Here is a 19,357-nt window from a genome sequence, read left to right on the forward strand (position 1 = left end):
GATCATATGGATTGGTATTTATATAAAATCAGACACTTAGTTGAGAATGCATTTTGTAGGTTAAAGCAGTTCAGAGGAATAGCAACACGATATGATAAGCTAAAGTGTAGCTATGAGGGGGCAGTTGTATTAGCTTGTATATTTATTTGGCTACCTTTATCGGGTAAATTCTATACTTGAAATGTCAACAGACCCTAATAAAACAGCCTCTATATGAGAAGCTGTTTTATTATTTTTAAGATGACGGGTCTTTTTTAAAGCTGCTTAAAAGCCTCGATTGCCCGGACACGGGAAGATTTTAAATCCACAAGCGGTTTTGGATAGTCCAGTTCACGGTCAGGGTTTTTGGCGTAGGGTTCATGAATGCTTTTGGCATCCAGATGCGCCAGTTCAGGCACCCACTGACGGATATAATCCCCATTCGGGTCGAACTTCTGTGACTGGCTGACCGGATTGAAAATCCGGAAATAAGGCACCGCATCCATACCCGTCGAAGCACACCATTGCCATCCGCCATTATTGGCTGCCAGATCACCATCAATCAGCTGCTGCATGAACCAGCTTTCTCCCAAACGCCAATCGATCAGCAGGTTTTTGCACAGGAACATTGCGGTAATCATGCGCACCCGATTATGCATCCAGCCGGTGGCCAGTAGCTGCCGCATCCCGGCATCTACAATCGGGATCCCGGTTTGGCCCTGTTGCCAGGCTGCCAAATCTTCAGGTGCATGCCGCCACTGGATTTTATCGGTATTTTCTTTAAACGGGCGATGTCTGGAAACGCGGGGAAAATCGAACAGGGTATGCTGATAAAACTCACGCCACAGCAGTTCATCCAGCCAGGTTTGTTGACCGAGATCATCGATCTGGAAATAGCCATGATGTTGTTTAAACAGCGCCTGAATGCACTGGCGGATCGAGAGAATGCCGATATTTAAATAAGGCGAGAGTTGACTGGTGCCATTAAGCGCTGGAATATCACGATCTGTTTGATAGCTGCTTAAGCGGTCTTCGATAAAATCATCCAGCATCTGTAGGGCATGAGTTTCATCTACGGGCCAAAGTTTTTCAGAATTTTCTATTGAATAGCGACCCGCAAACTTTTCCAGATCAAAATGTGTCAGCTCTACAGGCAATTCGAGCAAGTCCTGAGGCGCAATTACAGGATAAGCAAAAGGCACATCGAGAATCAGCCGCTCATAGCATTTTTTCTTAAAGGCACTATAGACTTGATAGGGTTGATTGGACTGATTGCGGATACTCGCCAATGGAAAGAGGGTGCGATCATGATACAGCTCGACCCGAATCTGCTGCTGTTCCAGTCGTTGCTGAACCTTGAAATCACGCTGTAGTTCATTGACCCCAACTTCAATATGCGCATGCACGCTATCAATCTGCAAGTTTTGGCAGAGTGCTAACATCTCATCAGCAAGATTACGCCACAAGCCGACTTCTCGCACAATTAAAGCAATATTCAGTTGTTCTAGTTGCTGTTTGAGAACCTGTAGTCGTCGCAGATAAAAATCGATTTTGATCGGCGCATCTTGATGTAACTGCCATTGCTCAGGAGAAAGCACCACCAAAGCCACACAGGGGCCTTGTTGAGTGGCATGCCACAAAGCGGCATGGTCTTGAATTCGAAGGTCTTGGCGAAACCAGATCAGATGCATGGTACTTTCTTAAATCAGGGAGTTAGCCTGCATTTTAGGCAATCTGCTACCGATGGAATAGTATTAAAATATTAATATGATAGGAGACTGATTTTTGCACGTACCAGTCTCTTTGTACCATTAAGCTTTGGCTTGATAAATATTTTCCAAAGTATCCACCAAAGTACGGGTCATCTGGTCAATTTCATAATTCACTGTATCGCCCACCTGAATGTGCTTCCAGGTGGTCAGGCGCAAGGTCTCTGGAATCAGGTCAATCGAAATTTCACTGTGGGCACGATCGACACGGTTCACGGTCAGGCTGCAGCCATTTAGCCCGATAAAGCCTTTTAGGAAGAAGTACTTGATATTACCCTCTGGAATCTGTAAATCGATATGCAGGGTTTCACCGCGAGCTTCAATCTGGATGACCTTAGCCCTGCCTTCAATATGGCCATACAGATTATGTCCACCGTTTTCTGCACCGACTTTGGCAGAGCGTTCAATATTCACTTCATCACCAATTTTTAAGGCTTTCAAGGTGGTAAGCGCCAAGGTGACATTGGAAATATCAAAATGAATGTGTTTCTGCGCCCGGTCAATCGTGGTCACCGTGAGACAGACACCATTTACTGCCACACTGGCGCCAATAAACACATCTGCAAAAAAGCCGTGCTGATCACTGACCAACAGGGTAATAAAACCATCGCCTTTGCGAATCTCGATGACCTGTTCCAGGCCTTGGACAATACCGGTATACATAGTTAAAACGTCTATTCTTGCAATTGCATCCCATTGTAGGCAGGAAAGCTAAATCCGGCTAGCGCTTTACTGGACTGCTTGGTTTCTGTCCGGATAAAAAACCCCTCAAGCCGAGCCTTGAGGGGAAAATTTGCAATGTGCCGTCATTATTATAATATTTGGGCATAAGCACCACTTAGATTTAAGCGGATTTAGCCTGCACAACCTGCTGTTGTTGTACTTCTAGCTCACGCACCAATGGCAACACCTTTTCTCCAAAATATTCGACTTCTTCAACACAGTGCAAGAAACCGGAAAGCACCAGATCGACTCCAATATTTTTTAAAACTACAATACGTTCAGCAATTTGCTGCGGTGTGCCAATTAAATTGGTCTTGAAACCGTCGTTATACTGGACTAAATCTTCAAAACTTGATTTTGCCCAGTTGCCTTCGCCTTCAGTTGTCGAGGCACCGGCTTCACGTGTCGCTTCAGCAAAATTTTTCACTGCTTTGATATTGGCCTTATCAATAATTTCCTGTAACACCGCTTTGGCTTGTTCTTCAGTATCACGTGCGATGATAAAGGCATTGACCCCAATTTTCACAGTGTGATTATTGGCCTGGGCTTTTTCGCGAATATCATCAATCTGTTTTTTCAGCTCTTCAGGCGTGTTGCCATTGGTGAAATACCAGTCTGAAACACGTGAAGCCATATCGCGCGCCGCACGTGAACTGCCACCCTGAAAAATCTCGACCGGTTTATCCGGGAGCGGTTGTGGGCGTAAGGTATAGTCTTTAAATTGATAGAACTTGCCATCAAAATTAAAGTGATCTGTATTCCAGATTCCGCGCAAACTGCGAATAAACTCTTCTGAACGGGCATAACGCTGGTCATGCTCTGGCCATTCTTCACCAATCGCATCAAACTCGCCCCGGAACCAGCCACTGACCACGTTAATCGCAATCCGGCCATTGCTGAGCTGGTTAATGCTGGCCAATTGTTTTGCCGCAAGCGCAGGTTTCCACGGCCCGGGTAAAATTGCTGCAATTAACTTGATCTTGCTGGTTTGTGCGAGCAAGGCATGACTGAAGCTGACAGATTCATGCTGGTTTTCTGCACCATAGCTTGACGCAAAACGAATCTGGGTCAGGCCATATTCAAAACCGCTTTTTTCTGCTGCTTGTGCCAGACGCACGTTATATTCATAGCTCCAGTCGGTACGCTGTTCGATGGTACTGACGACAAAACCGCCACTGACATTCGGAACCCAATACGCAAATTTGATGTCTTGCTGTATTTGCTGTTGTGACATATTTCAACCCTCGAAGTGAAAATCGCTGATCAAGCAACTTGCGTTTGCGCTGATTTTTTACTGTGCAAGCGGGATTCTGCTGCATCCAGACTTGGTACAGCCGCAGAGGGCAACACTTCTTCTTGTTCGATTTGTTTATTGATGCTCAAGTTCTGGTTGGCCTGTTGGGTTTTTGCTTTAACGACTTCGGCACGTTGTCCTTTGGCCGGTGCCCATTCCAGAATAGGCAGGGCACGTGCTACTGCCAGGGTAATACGATCGCGGAGCAATTCACTGTGAATGGTATATTCAGGAGTGAAATCACGATCAGTCGCATACACGCCAATCGGTAAAGTCTGAGCCTGGAAGAAGCTGAATAATGGACGTAATTGATGTTCGAGCACCAGCGCATGTCGGTCACTACCACCTGAAGCTGCTAAAAGTACCGGTACATCGACCAGTGCAGTCTGCTCGACAAAATCAAAGAAATGTTTAAACAAGCCGGTAAATGAAGCGCGATATACGGGTGTACCAACAATCAGTGCATCTGCAGCTTCGACGGCGGCCAGATCATCCTGAACGCGCTGCGGTAATTGATTACGATAAATCGCACCACCCAAGAGCGAACCAATTTCACTAAATTTAATAAAATGTACATGAATTGGTGTCGCTTCACCCAGTTCATCAATAATGGCCTGAACCAAGGCTTCAGTTTTAGACGGATGATTTAAACCACCCGATACGGCAACAATATTTAAGGGTTTTTGCGCATTAAAATTAGACATGTTTAGAACCTAAAAAATAGGAGTAATCTCGGAATGTCCTTATTAATCCCGATTCAGTGCCGGGCTGTAAAATAACGAAAAGCTGAAAAGTTATCTGATTTTTCGATATATGAAAAAAGCCTGGTTTATAAGCATTAATTTTAATATAAGTTTTTGATATATATATTTATATTGAATATAGCTAAGCTTTTTAATTTAGGAATACGTTATATATAAAAAAGTGATGAGAATTAAATAATTATTGAAATACCGCGAAAAATGGTGATTTTGAAGAAAAACTGCATATTATTTTAAAAATTGTAGAGTCTTGCATATCCTTAACCGGGTTGTGTGGTTAGAATAGGGTCTACCGTGCCAAGATCTCTCTCACGTTGCCTATGAATATTTTAATCGTTGATGATCATCCACTATTTCGTCATGCCTTGATTCAGGCTGTACGTTATAGCCTGCCACAAGCCCAGATTCATGAAACTGCGGCAGTCAATGAATTTTATGAACGTCTAGAAAATGGCCCCGAGCCTGATCTTGTGCTGCTGGATTTAAATTTGCCAGGCGCATCAGGTTTTTCTGCCTTGGTACACGTCCGCGCGCAATATCCGTCGCTGCCGATCATTGTCGTGTCTGCGCATGAAGAAGTCAGTATTATCCAGCGTGCCATTGCGCATGGTGCCATGGGCTATATTCCAAAATCTGCCCATCCAAGCCATATTGGTGAAGCGATTCGCGAAGTGCTGGAAGGTGAGATCTGGTTACCGCCAAATCTGCCAGCCAACATGAACTTTGACCCGCGTGCTGCCGATGAAACGGCTTTGGCGGAACGGATCCAGTCTTTGACCCCACAACAGTTCCGAGTATTGATGATGGTGGCCGAAGGCTTGCTGAATAAGCAGATTGCTTATGAACTGGACGTGTCAGAAGCGACCATTAAAGCGCATGTGACTGCAATTTTCCGTAAGCTTGGCGTACAAAACCGGACACAAGCGGTATTGGCCATTAATGCACTGAATATTGAAGACCGGAAAATGTAAGTTCTGTATATCCGCATGGAAAAAGGCCTCCTTGGAGGTCTTTTTTATCTGAATAATTCAGTGAAAAAGCATGCATATATTAAGCAATATAATCCTGCTTGCGGGTGAAATCATCGCAGAATAACGGATTTAAAGCACATTGCAATTCATCGATCTGATCTTCGGTGACATAACCCTTGGATTTCAGATATTCGGCCACGCGATCATCTCGCAGGCTCAGGAAAGTCGCATCATAAACACCCAGATCGACAAAGAGTGCAGCCGTTTCCAGACTGTTAAAACGGTCTAGATAGACTTCATTGTCATACATCAGGAAGATATGATCATCGCGCGTGTTCGGATCGACATGTAAACGCTGCGCCAGCTCATGCGGGCAGGTTTTGATAAATAGTAAATCAGACAGCTCGTCAAACTGGCTAGTATCCAGACAGTTATCTTCGTTTTTGACTTTACCCAGCCAGGCCTTAAACACCAGGACGGCACCACCACGCAGCAACATGCTCCAGATCTGATGACGAGTTTGCACCGGAAGATCCGCCGTTTCAGCTTCTAAAGACTGAAGCAGTTTGTCTTCCTGCTCGGCAATCCGTTCAAACAGACCCAGTCCTTGCGGCTTGTAAGCATAAGGTTCAAAGACATCAAAATGTAATTCATCAAAAACTTGCAGTGCCAGCGGGACTGCACTCTGATACAGCGTTTCCAGCGCCTGATACTGGGCATCATTCAGCTTGCTGTATTTAAAGATCTGTGCCCAGTCAATGTTTGGCAATAAGGCATTGGCGCCATATTGACGGTGGAACTGCTGGGCCTGATTCAGGCCATGGTTTTGATCTATGTTCATGTGAAGAACTCCGATATGCAGAAAGATCAGCTACCCAAACAATCAAGGCATGTATGAGATGGAAACTGATCGTTTCTTATTCCTCTATTTTTAGAGCCAAGCATAGCTGATAAAAAATACGACTAAAGTTATAGTGCTGGAAAATTACCCTTTAATTATGAGTTAAAACAAATAGATAATTAATTGTAAATAAGTGTACTGCTGTACAGGTACAGATTGGTCATTTTTTGCCATGGTGAATTAGAAAATGAACATTTTGGTCAATTTATTCGGCTGTATTTTCGGCATATTTGCTGCTTTTAGCACATTAGAATAAATTTTATGCAAGCTAGGTAATTTTCTGTGGCAGTTGAGTATAAAAAATGCCCATTTTAAGCTTTAAAATGGGCATTCATGAATGCAATACAATCTTAGGAATCAGAAATTTTCAGTCCGGATAACCATGATCGTAAGGATGCAGGTTTCAGTGGTTTTTTCAGCAATACAATATTCAGCTCTTTCAGGCGCTGTGGCAATTCCGGATCGGAATCGGCAGTAATCAGCGCCACCGGAACATCATTGCGGCGCTGTTCCAGAATAAAGTCTAAACCGATCTTGTTCTGATTGAGATGCTGATCGACCAGCCAGACCTGAATATTTTCCTGCTGAATCAGCCTCAATGCCTGCTCTGGTTCGGTGGCTTTAAAGACTTGATAACCCCATTTGCTCAACAAGGTCGCCATCCCTTCCAGAATGGTTTCATCATTATCCAGACACAGGATTTTAAACGCCTTGGTTTTTAGTGGTACGGCCTGAACAGGTGCATCGACGACTTTGGGTGCTGCAATGACAGGCACTTCAATCATAAAACAGGAGCCTTTGCCCAGCGCCGAATACACATGCACAGGATAATCCAGCATGCTGGTCATGCGTTGCACGATGGCCAGACCCAGTCCAAGGCCCTGTTCACCCCATGGAGAGGTATGGCCGCAACGTTCAAACTCCTGAAACAGCTTGATACGTTGTTCTTCGGCAATCCCCGGTCCGGTATCCCAGACGCCAATGCGGATATGATTCGGTTTGGTACTGGAGCGTAAGACACCGACCATCACTTTACCTTTGGCGGTATAACGCAGCGCATTACTGACAAAGTTCTGGATAATCCGGCGAATCCATTGTGGATCGGTATCAATCCAGAACTGCGCATCATGCACACTGAATTGAATGCCACGTTGTGCCGCAATGGATTTAAACTGCAGTTCCAGATCACTGAGCAGGTCATGTAGCGGATAGGCCTGACGTTTCGGCTGAATGGTACCGCCTTCCAGTCGGGCAATATCCAGTAGCGCAGACAGCATGCTTTCTGCGCCATGCAAGGCACGATCCAGTTGCTGCAAGGTCTTGCGGTCTTCGTCATTTTGTACACTTTGTTCCAAGGCAGTACTGAACAGACGCGCCGCATGCATCGGCTGCAACAGGTCATGACTGGCGGCGGCAATAAAGCGGCTTTTCGACATATTGGCTTTGTCGGCCTGTTCACGCGCCAGTTGCTGTTCGGACAAGGCATCGGCCAGCTGTTGAGTACGATCCTGAACCCGGGCTTCCAAGACGGCTTCATTTTCACGGAAGGCAGTAATATCGGCGAAAGTGGTAACGAAACCACCCCCTTCGATCGGATTACCACGCATCTGAATGACCCGGCCATCTTTACGAATCCGTTCAAATTCATGGGCACTGCCGACCTGCATCCAGTGAATCCGCTTGCGGACATGTTCTTCGACCGAACCTGGTCCACATTCACCACGCTCGGCGTTATAACGGATCAGATCCGCGATTGGACAGCCGACATAGACAATATCGGTCGGATAATCGAACAGTTTTAAATACTGATTGTTCCAGGCCACCAGACACATGTTTTCATCGACTACGCTGACCCCTTGGGTCATGTGATCAATCATGGTCATGATCAGATTCTGGTTAAAACGTTGCCATTGCGAGGCCTGATCGAGAATATTGGCGACCTGACCCAAGGCCAGACCATTATTGACCATGGCCGTGGTCAGCAGGGTACGGGCCGAAGCTGCCCCGATGGTGCCGGCCAGATATTGTTCGGTAAAACGCCACCACATGCCATTGGCGCTGCTATTTTCATTCAGTTCGACACTGTTTTGGGTGCAAAATTGCTGAAAAGCGCGTGTGGTCGGTCCTTCACCGGTAATCCGTTTGGCCAGGGTAATCAGATCGCCAACTTTTAAACGTGCCACATCCTGATGCGAATAACTGACTTCAGTTGAGGGACTCTGCGATGGCAGTGGCTTGGTTTCATAATAGAAGAAACTTTCAGCCTGAATCTGTTCGGCAATACTCGGACGAAAAATCCGCGAAACCCAAATATATAGGATTGTATTCAGGCCCAGTGCCCAGACCACCCCATGCGTCAGCGGATCAAACGATTCGAAACCGATCAGTGCTTCAGGACGTAACCAGTTCCAGCCAAAAGGGCCGTTAGTGAGCAGACTTTGGCTAAAGCGGTGATAGGCTTCTGGCAGGCTGCGCAGAATGGTGGGAAACAGCAGGGTATAGGACCACAAGGCAAAACCGGTCAACAGACCCACATATACGCCCTGCTTACTACCACCGCGCCAGTACAGGCCACCGATCAGGGCAGGGGCGAATTGTGCTACCGCACTAAAGGCCAACAGGCCAAAAACAGAAAGCTGATCAATATCATTAAAGAAGTTGAAGAACAGGAAGCCCATTAACATCACGCCCAGAATACAGATCCGGCGGGTAAATTTCAGTACCAGCGGCAAGCGTTTATCATGTCGGGAAATCAGTTTCAAACGCCATAGCGCTGGCATAATCAGATCATTACTGAGCATGATGGAAAGTGCCACAGAAGACACCAGCAGCATCCCGGTAGATGCGGAAAAGCCGCCCAAGAATGCCAATAAAGTGAGCCAGTCCTGATTATAGCTGAGGGGTAAGGACAGGACCGCCACATCTGGAATTGCCAGATATTGCGGCGCCGCATGCAATGCCCAGCTGGCAATCGGAATAATCGCCAGCGTGGTCAGAATCAGATAAACCGCAAACCAGCGCCGTGCACCGCGGATATGTTTTTCATCACGCAGCTCCACCACTGCCACATGGAACTGGCGTGGCAGGCAGATAACTGCCAGGGCTGCCAGCAAGGTCTGAACCCAGAAACTTTGCGGAACCCCAAACAGCTGGACATCACGGAAGGTGGTACTGATATCTGTGCTGATCTGTGCCATATTTCCTGGTGCTTCAAACATAAAGAAACAGGCGACTGCCAGCAGGGCAAAGAGCTTGACAAAGGATTCAAAGGCCACGGCCAGCATCAGACCGCCATGCTGTTCAGTATTGGCAATCTGCCGGGTGCCAAAGATCATCGCCAGAATGGCCAGTACACCGGTCAAAAACAGCACCCCATTGGTGGTGTTGGCAATTCCGGCAGATGGTTCCAGAATGACTGCGGCACTCAGGGCAATGGCGCGTAGCTGTAAAGCCAGATAAGGCACAATCGCGACCACTGCCAGAATGGTGACCAGCGATGCCAGCGGGCCACTTTTACCATAGCGCGCCGCGACAAAGTCCGCGATTGAGGAAATCGCATGATGCTGTCGTACCCGTCCTAATCGGCGCCAGATATCATAACCGACGGCAACGAATAACAGCGGGCCAAGATAGATCGGCAGGAAAATAATGCCTTCCCGTACTGCAGCGCCGGTAGCGCCATAAAAGGTCCAGGATGAACAGTACACCCCTAAAGTTAAACTAAACAATAGCATGCGCCCACGGGTACTCAGCCGGCTGGCATGTTTTTCCCCGTAAAAAGCGCAGATAAAGAGCAATGCGATATAGAGGGCAAGTACCCCTATGATGAGCCAACTGTTCATATAGCCTGATGTGTGCTGAGCATGCCGCTATGATAGCGCATCATGAACGCTGCAGTTTAAATTGGTCATTTTTTAACGACCAAAGTCTAAATTACAAGCACCTACGATTATTGTTAACTTGCAACAGTGATAATTCGAATTAAAAAATAGGCAGCCCAAGGTTGGGCTTCAGGAGAGTAATTATGGATGAGGTACAAGTAGATCGCATTCTACAAAATCCAAAATTCAAAGAAATGGTTGCCAAGAAAAGTCGTCTTAGCTGGACGCTTACGGCAATCATGTTATTCGTTTATGTCGGCTTCATGCTTTTGGTCGGCTATAACAAAGAGTTTCTATTGTCTTCACTTTCAGGTGGTGTGACCACGTGGGGTATTCCACTCGGTCTGGGCATCATTGTTTTGTCGTTTCTCTTGTGTGGTGTGTATTCCTACATTGCCAATAACAAACTGGATCAATTGACCGAAGAAGCAATCCGTGAAGTTGAAGCAATCGCTCATGAAAAAGGACCACGTTAAGATGAAATGGAATTCTCTTATTGCCCTGGCGACCACCCTTATGGCTTCAGGCATGGCTTTCGCTGGTCCTGACTTGGGTGCAGCAGAACAGCAACCAACCAACTGGCCTGCAATTATCATGTTTGTGATTTTCGTAGGTGCAACACTGTTCATTACCAAATGGGCAGCGAAACAAACCACCAGCACCAAAGACTTCTATACGGCCGGTGGCGGTATTTCCGGTTTTCAGAATGGCCTGGCGATTGCCGGTGACTATATGTCAGCAGCTTCTTTCCTGGGTATTTCCGCGATGGTATTCCTGTCTGGGTTTGATGGCTTGCTTTACTCACTGGGCTTTATGGTCGGCTGGCCGATCGTATTGTTCCTGGTCGCAGAGCGTTTGCGTAACCTGGGTAAATATAACCTGTCAGACGTGGTTTCTTTCCGTTTGCAGGAGAAACCGGTACGTACTTTGGCGGCTTTGAGCTCGTTAGTCGTTGTGGCGTTCTACCTGATTGCACAGATGGTCGGTGCAGGTCAGCTGATCAAACTCCTATTCGGTCTAAACTATAATATTGCAGTTGTGATCGTTGGCTTGTTAATGATGGCTTACGTAATGTTCGGCGGTATGTTGGCGACCACTTGGGTACAGATCATCAAGGCAGTAATGTTGCTGTCTGGTGCGACCTTTATGGCATTCATGGTCATGAAAGGCGTGGGCTTCAGCTTTACCAACATGTTTGAACAGGCAATTGGTGTCTACTCAAAAGTACATGATTTAAGCCTGACAGATGCCACCAAGATCATGGGTCCGGGTAGTCTGGCGTCTAATCCGATTGATGCGATCTCTTTAGGTCTGGCATTGATGTTTGGTACAGCAGGTCTTCCACATATTTTAATGCGTTTCTTCACGGTAAAAGATGCTAAAGAAGCGCGTAAATCAGTCGTAGTTGCGACAGGTTTTATTGGTTATTTCTACCTGCTCACCTTCATCATTGGTTTCGGTGCGATTCTGTATGTATCGAACAACCCGCAATTCCTTGATGTTGCGAAAATGGCATTGACTGGCAAGCTGGAGCTGGTTGGTGGTAATAACATGGCTGCGGTGCACTTGTCTGATGCAGTGGGCGGTGATCTGTTCATGGGCTTCATTTCTGCAGTTGCATTTGCCACGATTCTTGCGGTCGTTGCTGGTTTGACTCTGTCAGGTGCTTCAGCAATTTCGCATGACTTGTATGCCAACGTCTTGAAAAAAGGCCAAACCACGCCTGAATCTGAACTACGTATGTCTAAAATCGCGACTTTAGGTCTTGCGATCTTCGCGATGATTCTCGGTATTCTGTTCGAGAAACAAAACGTAGCGTTCATGGTAGGTCTGGCATTCTCGGTTGCGGCATGTGCCAACTTCCCGGTGCTGGTGCTGTCTATGTTCTGGAAAGGCTTGACGACACGCGGTGCAGTGATTGGCGGTGTTGCTGGTCTGGTAACCGCAGTAACATTAATTGTGCTTTCTAAAGCAGTATGGGTCGACACCTTGGGTATTTCGGATACGCCGGTGAACCCGTTCAATGGCCCTGCAATTTTTGCGATGCCATTGTCATTCCTTTGCTGCTGGTTGTTCTCTGTGACAGATAATTCAGCACAGGCTCAAGCAGAACGCAAAGCCTTTGATGCTCAGTTTGTACGTTCACAAACCGGTATCGGTATCTCAGGAGCATCAGATCACTAAGATTTGATATCCTATAAAAAAAAGTCCCGTAAGGGACTTTTTTTTATGCCCTTATGCTCCAAATTTTTTAGAGCAAGCGCCGTACTGAATTTGGGTGCGCTAGATTTTGCTTTGATTTTTTCAATCTTTGCATACAAATCGTACAGCTATATACTGCTTTAATCATGCTATGTTAAGCCTGATAAAATAACAATACATGCGTGCATGACTAGACAAACAAGAAGGGCAGTATGAAGCAATCTTTGCAGCAGTTCTGGCACAGCTTTACCCATCTGCCCTCAGCATGGCTGCTTTGTTTGCAATTGCTGATTTTGATCTTGTCCATGTTGAGTTATGAAAACCTGCCCTATCGAGCAGTCACCTGGATGCTCGGTGTCCTGGTGTTACTGGTCATTGCCAAGGTCATTCGCCAGACGCCGATGTTTACCATTTTAGGACTCAGCTTTGTGGCCGGCGCAATTCTATTTTCTTCACTGATTGTTTTGGGCCTGCGCTATACCTGGGTCTATGTGACGGCGAATCTGTTTGAAGCCAGTGCATATTTTAGTGCTGCTTATGGCCTGTTGCGTTATATGTTTCATGACCGCTATCTTACCAAAGATGAACTCTTTGCAGCTGGAGCGGTATTTACCTTACTGGCCTGGGGCTTTGCTTTTCTTTATAGTGTCTGCCAGTTATGGGTGCCTTACAGCTTTTCAGATCCTGACTTGCAAGCCCATCAGCCTTGGTTGGATTTGATCTTTCTCAGCTTTAGTGTCCAGTCCGCCACGGGCTTGTCGGATGTGATGCCGGTCAGTCCGCTGGCACGGATGCTGGCAATTATCCAGATGTTTGTCGGGGTGATGTATTTGGCCCTGATTGTTTCTCGCCTGATTGCCTTACATTATATTTCCCATCTGCCTAAACAAAATAGTGCAGAAAATCAACATAGAAGTCCGGATGAGTAAGAGACAACCCTTGGAATGATCGGGTTACAGTAACTTCACTGCTTTATTCGTCTTTACATTTTAAAATGTTGAAAATCAAACGTATCTATTACAGCAGTAAATTCTGCGAGATCGTTTGTACTTGTCAATAATGATGTAAGCCTCACGGCAATTCAATTTATTAAAAATGGGGGATGTATGCCTTCCACAAAACCATCTTGGTTTGCCAATATCAATCCAAATGTTTTTATTAGTACCGTCACGATTATTGCGATTTTCTTAGCTTTAGTCGTCTTTGCACCAGATGCTTTTTCACTGCTGACCCAGCAAATAAACCAGTGGATTACCAATTCCTTTAGCTGGTTCTATGTATTGTCAGTGGCATTATTTCTGATTATTCTGATTTATATTGCCCTGTCAGACATGGGTAAAATCAAACTGGGGCCTGATCATAGTCAGCCTAAATATAGCAGTACCTCCTGGTTTGCGATGTTATTCACTGCAGGCATGGGCATCGGACTAATGTTCTTTGGTGTGGCCGAGCCAGTAATGCATTATGTCACGCCACCTGCCGGTGAACCGGAAACTGTACTGGCTGCACAACAATCTATGCGGGTCACCTTTTTCCACTGGGGCCTGCATGCCTGGGCTATTTATACGCTCGTCGGTTTGTCGCTGGCTTATTTTGCTTACCGGCATCAATTGCCTTTAAAAATCCGTTCGGCCTTGTATCCGCTGATTGGTCAAAAGATCTATGGCCCAATTGGAGATGGCGTCGATACCTTTGCCACCATTGGTACGGTATTTGGTGTGGCCACCACGCTTGGTTTCGGGGTGACCCAAATCAATTCAGGTTTGAACTATTTGTTTGGCATTGAACAGGCACCCAGTACTCAGGTCATTTTGATCATTGTCGTGAGTGCCATGGCAGCGACTTCCGTATTTTTTGGATTAGACAAAGGAATTAAACGTTTATCTGAACTAAATTTGGTACTTGCACTGCTGTTGCTGATTTTTGTCTTTGTGGCAGGTCCGAGTATTTATCTGTTACAGACGACTATTCAGAATGCCGGCCAGTATGTCTCTAATCTGTTTAGTATGACCTTTAATCTGTATGCCTACCAGCCAAGTGGCTGGATTGGGGGCTGGACCATCATGTACTGGGCCTGGTGGATTTCCTGGTCGCCATTTGTCGGGATGTTTATTGCCCGGGTCTCGGAAGGGCGCAGTATTCGTGAATTTATCGTGGGTGTATTGCTGATTCCAACTGGATTTACCTTGATCTGGATGGGCTTTATGGGCAATGCCGCACTGTACAGCATTATGCACGAAGCTAATACCAGCTTGCTAGAAGCAGTTCAGCGTGATTCATCTGTGGCTCTATTCGAATTTTTAGCTAATCTACCCTTCAGTTCAGTGACCAGTATCATTGCGACTTTACTGGTGATGCTGTTCTTTGTGACTTCTGCCGATTCAGGAGCATTGGTGACTGATTATCTGACAGCGAAAAGTGAAAATTCACCGACCTGGCAGCGTCTGTTCTGGACAGTGCTCATGGCTTTACTGGCTATCATCCTATTACTGGCGGGTGGCTTAGAGGCACTGCAATCGGCCACGATTATGAGCGCCTTGCCATTTACCTTCATTATGCTGCTGATGTGCTGGGGATTAATCAAAGCCCTACATCTGGATGTCACCAAAATGCATGCACTGCAAGCCGCACGGATTACCCCGCGTGCAATCCAGAATCCACGCAGCTGGCAGCAGCGACTGGGCCTGATTATGCATTATCCGCATACTGAAAAAGAGGTACAGGATTATATTCGGAGCACAGTTAACAAGGCATTTATCAGTTTTAAAAGTGAGCTGAAGCGGCGTCAACTCCAGGTGAGTATTAGTGCACTCGAACATGGAATACAGCTTCGTGTTGATCATCAGGATGAAATCAATTTTATTTATCAGGTGGTTGCAACCCAGACTTTAACGCCAAGTTTTATGTCGGAGCCGGAGCATGCAGGAGCAGACTCCTATCAGGCCGAAGTATTCTTGAGAGAAGGCGGGCAGAGTTATGACGTGATGGAATGGACGCAGGAAGATCTGCTCCAAGATATTATTGATCAATATGAGCGACATTTGCACTTTTTAAGTCTGGTGCGTACACCGGAATAAGCGTATCTAAATCTGAAAATCAAGCAATAATAAAAAAGGACGCATCAAGCGTCCTTTTTTCTATTCAGTATCTAATCAGAAATTAGAAACGGAATTTAGCATTTACGCCAACAGTTTGTGTATCAAGTGCTTCGCCTTCAGCATTAGCATTTACATAAGATGCACCAACTGCAACAGCAGGAGTGATGAAGTAGTTAACGTTCGCACCCCAAGCTTTGTCTGGAGAACCAGCATAGCTAGATTCCATATAAGATGCACCAACGCTTAACTGTGGGTTAAGGAAAAGCGTAGTACCTAGGTTGTAGGCAGTATCTTCACCATAGACTAAACCAGTTTCAAAGCCGATAGCCATATTTGTACCGTCAATCGCGCCTACGTATTTAGTACGAGCAGTAATAGCATCTTTTTTATCAGCGATTGTTACTGCTTCTAAGCCTGCTTTAGCAACGCCGTTTGAAACAATATTGAATGCATCTAAAGAAGCTTGATCAGCAACGCTGGTATAACCCACAGCAACCAAGAAGTTAGGAATCAATAATGCACCAAGTTCTAATGCATAACGGTCGCCATTGTCATCTGCTTCACCAGCTTTATTATCAGCAATTGTATGGCTATAAGAAGCGCTTGCATAAACAGGCACAACTTTAGTTGGGATATAAGTTTCACCTTTCACGCCGTAAGTATGATTTACAGTACGTGAACGTCCAGCTTCTTCTTGACCATTTTCGCCATAGCTATACGCTAGAGCAACATTAGACGCTTGGTTTAGGAAAGCAGCTTCAGCTAAAGGACCTTTAGACGCATCTACATCTTTGAAGTAATAAGTACCTTGAACAGCACCAGTGAAGTCTTTGTCATTTGCAGTGTTATCGATGTACTCTGACTGACCTTGAACTTCGAATTGATATGCTTGAGCACCGGTCATCGCTAATAATACAGCAGTGGCTAAACCTAGTTTTTTCATGATATTTACCATTTTGTTACAAAAGATGTACAACATAGAACGTATTGTATTGTAACAATTTATTAAGTCAATCCGCTTTGAATTTAGTATTTTTTCGTCTTAAAATAATGTATTAGTTTTGTGTAATATTCATCTATTTAGCTTGAAATTGAATTTTATGTAAAATTTGTTTTATAACAAAAAGCTAGAGCTTAAAAATAGAACACTACGTCAAAGATTAAGAAGAAAATGTGTGGATATTATTATTCATTAATTAAATTGATTATTGATTTTTTATCGTAAAATTCAATTTATGTTTTAAGGATAAATTCATAAATATGTCAAAAAATATAAGATGAATTATATAATTCATCACGCTTTATTATAAATTGTACAAATTTAATGCAGAATTCCTCTAGAATTGTAATAGGTGTCTCTTTTTTGAACCAAAATGTGATGCTTTTTAATCTCGACTAGGCCAATCGGCTTTACATTGTTAATAGATTTTTACATAATATCAGTATCAGGTTAAAGTTCATGTTTCATTATGATTTAACGTGATTCTCCACAATTTTTTTATTGGCCCAGCTTTCCCCAAGGTTGGGCTTTTTTTTATCCGCATTTTTTATTTACTTTCTATTCATCTTCTAAGATAGAAACTGTTCTGTAGCAATGAACTTCAGCAATAAAAATAGTAAAAATAAAGCACTAAAATGGTGCATATTAATTCATTAATAGATGACCTAAAAATATAAGCACTAAAAAAAACCCCAGTTTTCATAGAAAACTGGGGTTTTTTCGCCAAAATTTGCGGGTAAACTAAAATATCTGCTGAGGAATAATTTAACTCGCCCTAATGCGGTGCATTATGCACCCAATTGTTGCATGTGTAAATAGTGCGGAAAGCAAGTTTTGATATTTTTTTTAATGCTTAAAAGTCCTGTATTTGTGTTGTATTTTTTGTACGATAAAACCCATAAAACTTTAGCCTGAATTTAAAAAGTAGCGCTTTTAAAAATTAAAATCAAAAAAATATAGAAAAAACATTAACTAAGTTGAATTACCTACTTTAAGAGTATTTCATTTTATTTGTATAATAATCAATCTATTTAGCTTTGCTTGTCATATTGGGGCGTAATACAACAGCATGAATACCTTACGCTCTGAGTGGATCAGTAAACGTTTGTACTGGTCGATGTCGATTATTATTTTATGTTTACTTTGTATCTGTATTCCCTTAATTGTGAGTAGCAGTCAAAGTTATTTAAAATCCAGACAAACCTATCAACAATTGAATGCATTGCAGCAGGTCGCTGACCTGGCAAATAAAATTTCGCGTGAGCGTGCGCCTGCCAATAAGGCCATGTCCAGTTCGGTGCAGGAATTTGCCCAGCATCAGCAAGAGTTAATCAGCTACCGTCAACAGGTGGATCGGCAGCTCTCCCAGACGGCTGATGTCTTGACGGAGGTCGGTTTTAACAACCTGAGTCAGCAACTTTCACAGCTTGAGAATAGTTTGAAAAAAGGGCGTGCACAGGTTGATGCTTATACCCAGATGCCGCGTCAGCTGCGCAGTGCTCAGGAACTTGATCAGGCGATTCTGGCGATGTTTGCTGCCTGGGAAAGTTGCCGTGAACTTTTGCGTGACGTGGCGGTGGCTTCAGATAGCTCATCGACCCCTCTGAATAACTATATTAGCCAGATTCTATTTTTATCAGATTTACGTGATCAGGCCGGTCGTGTGGCCTCGTCTATCATGGCACATGTGACTTTTGAAGCTCCGCTTCCCACTGAAAATATTACCCGCTCTTTACAGACCCAACATCAGGTGCGTTATTTGTGGGCCTTGATTGATACCATTCAACCTGTTCAAGATAAGACTGAGGAATTCATCCGTTTACATCGGCGGGTAGAAACCGAGTTTATTCAGCAAGGCTTACCGATTGTGAGTGAGCTGATCAGTGACAGTCTGGAGCAACGTGACTACCGTTTGAGCGGAACAGAGCTGACTGAAGCGATCGTAGATAAATTTGCGACTGTGGTAGACCTGCAAACTTATCTGCTGCAATACAGCAGAGATGCCGCTATTCAGGAAATGAACAGCAATATGCAGCGTTTGATCTGGAGCGTGTTGGTATCGTTGATTTCATTACTGACCGCGATTTCCACCATGATCTTTGCACGCAAACAAGTATTTTTGCCACTTATTCAGGCACGCCGCATGTTGTTGAGTTTGTCTAAAAACTCGGGTCGTCAGAAAATTGATATGCGGCTGCGTGAAGTGAATCATTCTGATTCCTTATTCGCTGCCATTCAGAAATTGCAACAAATGTTGCAAGAACGCGATGCGCTAGAATTCCGTTTAAAAAATATTGCTCATTCCGATTCTTTGACCGGGCTGGCCAACCGTTTTGCGTTGGAAGAATATATCCGCTTTATGGAAAATCAGCCGGGTCAATTGAGCCAGACTTGTTTGATGATTATTGATATTGATCATTTTAAACAGGTGAATGATCAATATGGGCATATTGTGGGTGATCAGGTGATTCAACTGGTGGCCGAGCGGTTAAAGGCCAATGTCCGTGCTACAGATTTGCTGGTGCGTTATGGGGGCGATGAATTTCTGGTATTGATTGAAAATATCCAGATGCAGCAGGCATTGATTGTGGCAGATAACATTCGGGCTGAAGTGGCTGAGCGTCATATTGTGACTGCAGCAGGAGACGAGATTCAGATTTCGGTCAGTATTGGGGTTGCCATTGGTGCCGTGTCCTGGATGGCTTTATTGTCAAATGCAGATGATGCTTTGTTTGCAGCAAAGGCCAAAGGACGTAATGCGGTGGCAGAGGTTTAGTT

13 protein-coding genes and 1 pseudogene are annotated in these 19,357 nt (G+C 44.8%); 7 read left to right on the forward strand and 7 right to left on the reverse strand.

Annotated features, from left to right (window positions below):
• Positions 1-180 (forward strand): annotated as a pseudogene (locus FTU90_RS01560) (IS5/IS1182 family transposase); the annotation flags it as partial.
• 74 nt (positions 181-254) lie between these two features.
• Here the strand turns inward: FTU90_RS01560 and FTU90_RS01565 are convergent.
• The 4 genes from FTU90_RS01565 to msuE all read right to left on the reverse strand — a co-directional run bounded on the left by FTU90_RS01565 (position 255) and on the right by msuE (position 4,469).
• A complete protein-coding gene (locus tag FTU90_RS01565; protein WP_180071842.1) occupies positions 255-1,670 on the reverse strand; it encodes a deoxyribodipyrimidine photo-lyase in 1,416 nt (471 codons plus the stop codon).
• 120 nt (positions 1,671-1,790) lie between these two features.
• Positions 1,791-2,411, reverse strand: a complete 621-nt coding sequence (locus FTU90_RS01570) for a riboflavin synthase subunit alpha (protein WP_180071843.1) — start codon at positions 2,409-2,411, stop codon at positions 1,791-1,793.
• A 181-nt stretch (positions 2,412-2,592) separates the two neighbouring features.
• Positions 2,593-3,705 carry a dimethylsulfone monooxygenase SfnG gene (sfnG, locus tag FTU90_RS01575; protein ID WP_180071844.1) on the reverse strand — a complete coding sequence of 371 codons (1,113 nt, stop codon included), beginning with the start codon at positions 3,703-3,705 and terminating at the stop codon, positions 2,593-2,595.
• A gap of 29 nt (positions 3,706-3,734) precedes the next feature.
• Positions 3,735-4,469 carry an FMN reductase gene (msuE, locus tag FTU90_RS01580; RefSeq protein WP_100354925.1) on the reverse strand — a complete coding sequence of 245 codons (735 nt, stop codon included), beginning with the start codon at positions 4,467-4,469 and terminating at the stop codon, positions 3,735-3,737.
• A gap of 377 nt (positions 4,470-4,846) precedes the next feature.
• Here msuE and FTU90_RS01585 point away from each other — a divergent pair, with 377 nt between their 5' ends.
• Positions 4,847-5,497, forward strand: coding sequence for a response regulator transcription factor (locus tag FTU90_RS01585; RefSeq protein ID WP_004281370.1), 651 nt, complete (start codon positions 4,847-4,849; stop codon positions 5,495-5,497).
• Positions 5,498-5,576: 79 nt separating this feature from the next.
• Here the strand turns inward: FTU90_RS01585 and FTU90_RS01590 are convergent, their stop codons facing one another.
• Entirely contained in the window at positions 5,577-6,338 is a 762-nt protein-coding gene (locus FTU90_RS01590; RefSeq protein WP_180071845.1) for a hypothetical protein, read from the reverse strand.
• A 410-nt stretch (positions 6,339-6,748) separates the two neighbouring features.
• On the reverse strand, positions 6,749-10,240 hold the full coding sequence (locus tag FTU90_RS01595) for a PAS domain-containing hybrid sensor histidine kinase/response regulator (RefSeq protein ID WP_100356969.1): 3,492 nt from the start codon (positions 10,238-10,240) through the stop codon (positions 6,749-6,751).
• Positions 10,241-10,422: 182 nt separating this feature from the next.
• Between FTU90_RS01595 and FTU90_RS01600 the strand changes: the two genes are divergently transcribed.
• From FTU90_RS01600 to FTU90_RS01615, 4 genes are all read left to right on the forward strand, one after another.
• Positions 10,423-10,755, forward strand: a complete 333-nt coding sequence (locus FTU90_RS01600; protein WP_004890697.1) for a DUF485 domain-containing protein — start codon at positions 10,423-10,425, stop codon at positions 10,753-10,755.
• A gap of 1 nt (position 10,756) precedes the next feature.
• The gene (locus tag FTU90_RS01605; protein ID WP_180071846.1) at positions 10,757-12,463 is read left to right on the forward strand and encodes a cation acetate symporter; all 1,707 of its coding nucleotides are present in this window, start codon (positions 10,757-10,759) and stop codon (positions 12,461-12,463) included.
• A 230-nt stretch (positions 12,464-12,693) separates the two neighbouring features.
• On the forward strand, positions 12,694-13,410 hold the full coding sequence (locus tag FTU90_RS01610) for an ion channel (RefSeq protein WP_100534518.1): 717 nt from the start codon (positions 12,694-12,696) through the stop codon (positions 13,408-13,410).
• A 177-nt stretch (positions 13,411-13,587) separates the two neighbouring features.
• The gene (locus tag FTU90_RS01615) at positions 13,588-15,558 is read left to right on the forward strand and encodes a choline BCCT transporter BetT (RefSeq protein ID WP_180071847.1); all 1,971 of its coding nucleotides are present in this window, start codon (positions 13,588-13,590) and stop codon (positions 15,556-15,558) included.
• Positions 15,559-15,640: 82 nt separating this feature from the next.
• On the opposite strand, the gene omp33-36 is transcribed toward FTU90_RS01615, so the two are convergent.
• Positions 15,641-16,534, reverse strand: coding sequence for a porin Omp33-36 (gene omp33-36 / locus FTU90_RS01620; RefSeq protein WP_257222379.1), 894 nt, complete (start codon positions 16,532-16,534; stop codon positions 15,641-15,643).
• A 1,114-nt stretch (positions 16,535-17,648) separates the two neighbouring features.
• On the opposite strand from omp33-36, the gene FTU90_RS01625 reads away from it, so the two are divergent.
• The gene (locus tag FTU90_RS01625; protein WP_180071849.1) at positions 17,649-19,355 is read left to right on the forward strand and encodes a diguanylate cyclase; all 1,707 of its coding nucleotides are present in this window, start codon (positions 17,649-17,651) and stop codon (positions 19,353-19,355) included.
• The last annotated feature ends 2 nt before the right edge of the window (positions 19,356-19,357 follow it).

This window comes from Acinetobacter sp. YH12200, from assembly GCF_013418175.1.
Classification (GTDB): Bacteria; Pseudomonadota; Gammaproteobacteria; order Pseudomonadales; family Moraxellaceae; genus Acinetobacter; species Acinetobacter pseudolwoffii.

Excerpts from the sequence above, each read along its gene's own strand:
- FTU90_RS01565 (WP_180071842.1), bottom strand. The coding sequence starts at position 1,670 with ATGCATCTGATCTGGTTTCGCCAAGACCTTCGAATTCAAGACCATGCC.
- FTU90_RS01570 (WP_180071843.1), bottom strand. The coding sequence starts at position 2,411 with ATGTATACCGGTATTGTCCAAGGCCTGGAACAGGTCATCGAGATTCGC.
- sfnG (WP_180071844.1), bottom strand. The coding sequence starts at position 3,705 with ATGTCACAACAGCAAATACAGCAAGACATCAAATTTGCGTATTGGGTT.
- msuE (WP_100354925.1), bottom strand. The coding sequence starts at position 4,469 with ATGTCTAATTTTAATGCGCAAAAACCCTTAAATATTGTTGCCGTATCG.
- FTU90_RS01585 (WP_004281370.1), top strand. The coding sequence starts at position 4,847 with ATGAATATTTTAATCGTTGATGATCATCCACTATTTCGTCATGCCTTG.
- FTU90_RS01590 (WP_180071845.1), bottom strand. The coding sequence starts at position 6,338 with ATGAACATAGATCAAAACCATGGCCTGAATCAGGCCCAGCAGTTCCAC.
- FTU90_RS01595 (WP_100356969.1), bottom strand. The coding sequence starts at position 10,240 with ATGAACAGTTGGCTCATCATAGGGGTACTTGCCCTCTATATCGCATTG.
- FTU90_RS01600 (WP_004890697.1), top strand. The coding sequence starts at position 10,423 with ATGGATGAGGTACAAGTAGATCGCATTCTACAAAATCCAAAATTCAAA.
- FTU90_RS01605 (WP_180071846.1), top strand. The coding sequence starts at position 10,757 with ATGAAATGGAATTCTCTTATTGCCCTGGCGACCACCCTTATGGCTTCA.
- FTU90_RS01610 (WP_100534518.1), top strand. The coding sequence starts at position 12,694 with ATGAAGCAATCTTTGCAGCAGTTCTGGCACAGCTTTACCCATCTGCCC.
- FTU90_RS01615 (WP_180071847.1), top strand. The coding sequence starts at position 13,588 with ATGCCTTCCACAAAACCATCTTGGTTTGCCAATATCAATCCAAATGTT.
- omp33-36 (WP_257222379.1), bottom strand. The coding sequence starts at position 16,534 with ATGGTAAATATCATGAAAAAACTAGGTTTAGCCACTGCTGTATTATTA.
- FTU90_RS01625 (WP_180071849.1), top strand. The coding sequence starts at position 17,649 with ATGAATACCTTACGCTCTGAGTGGATCAGTAAACGTTTGTACTGGTCG.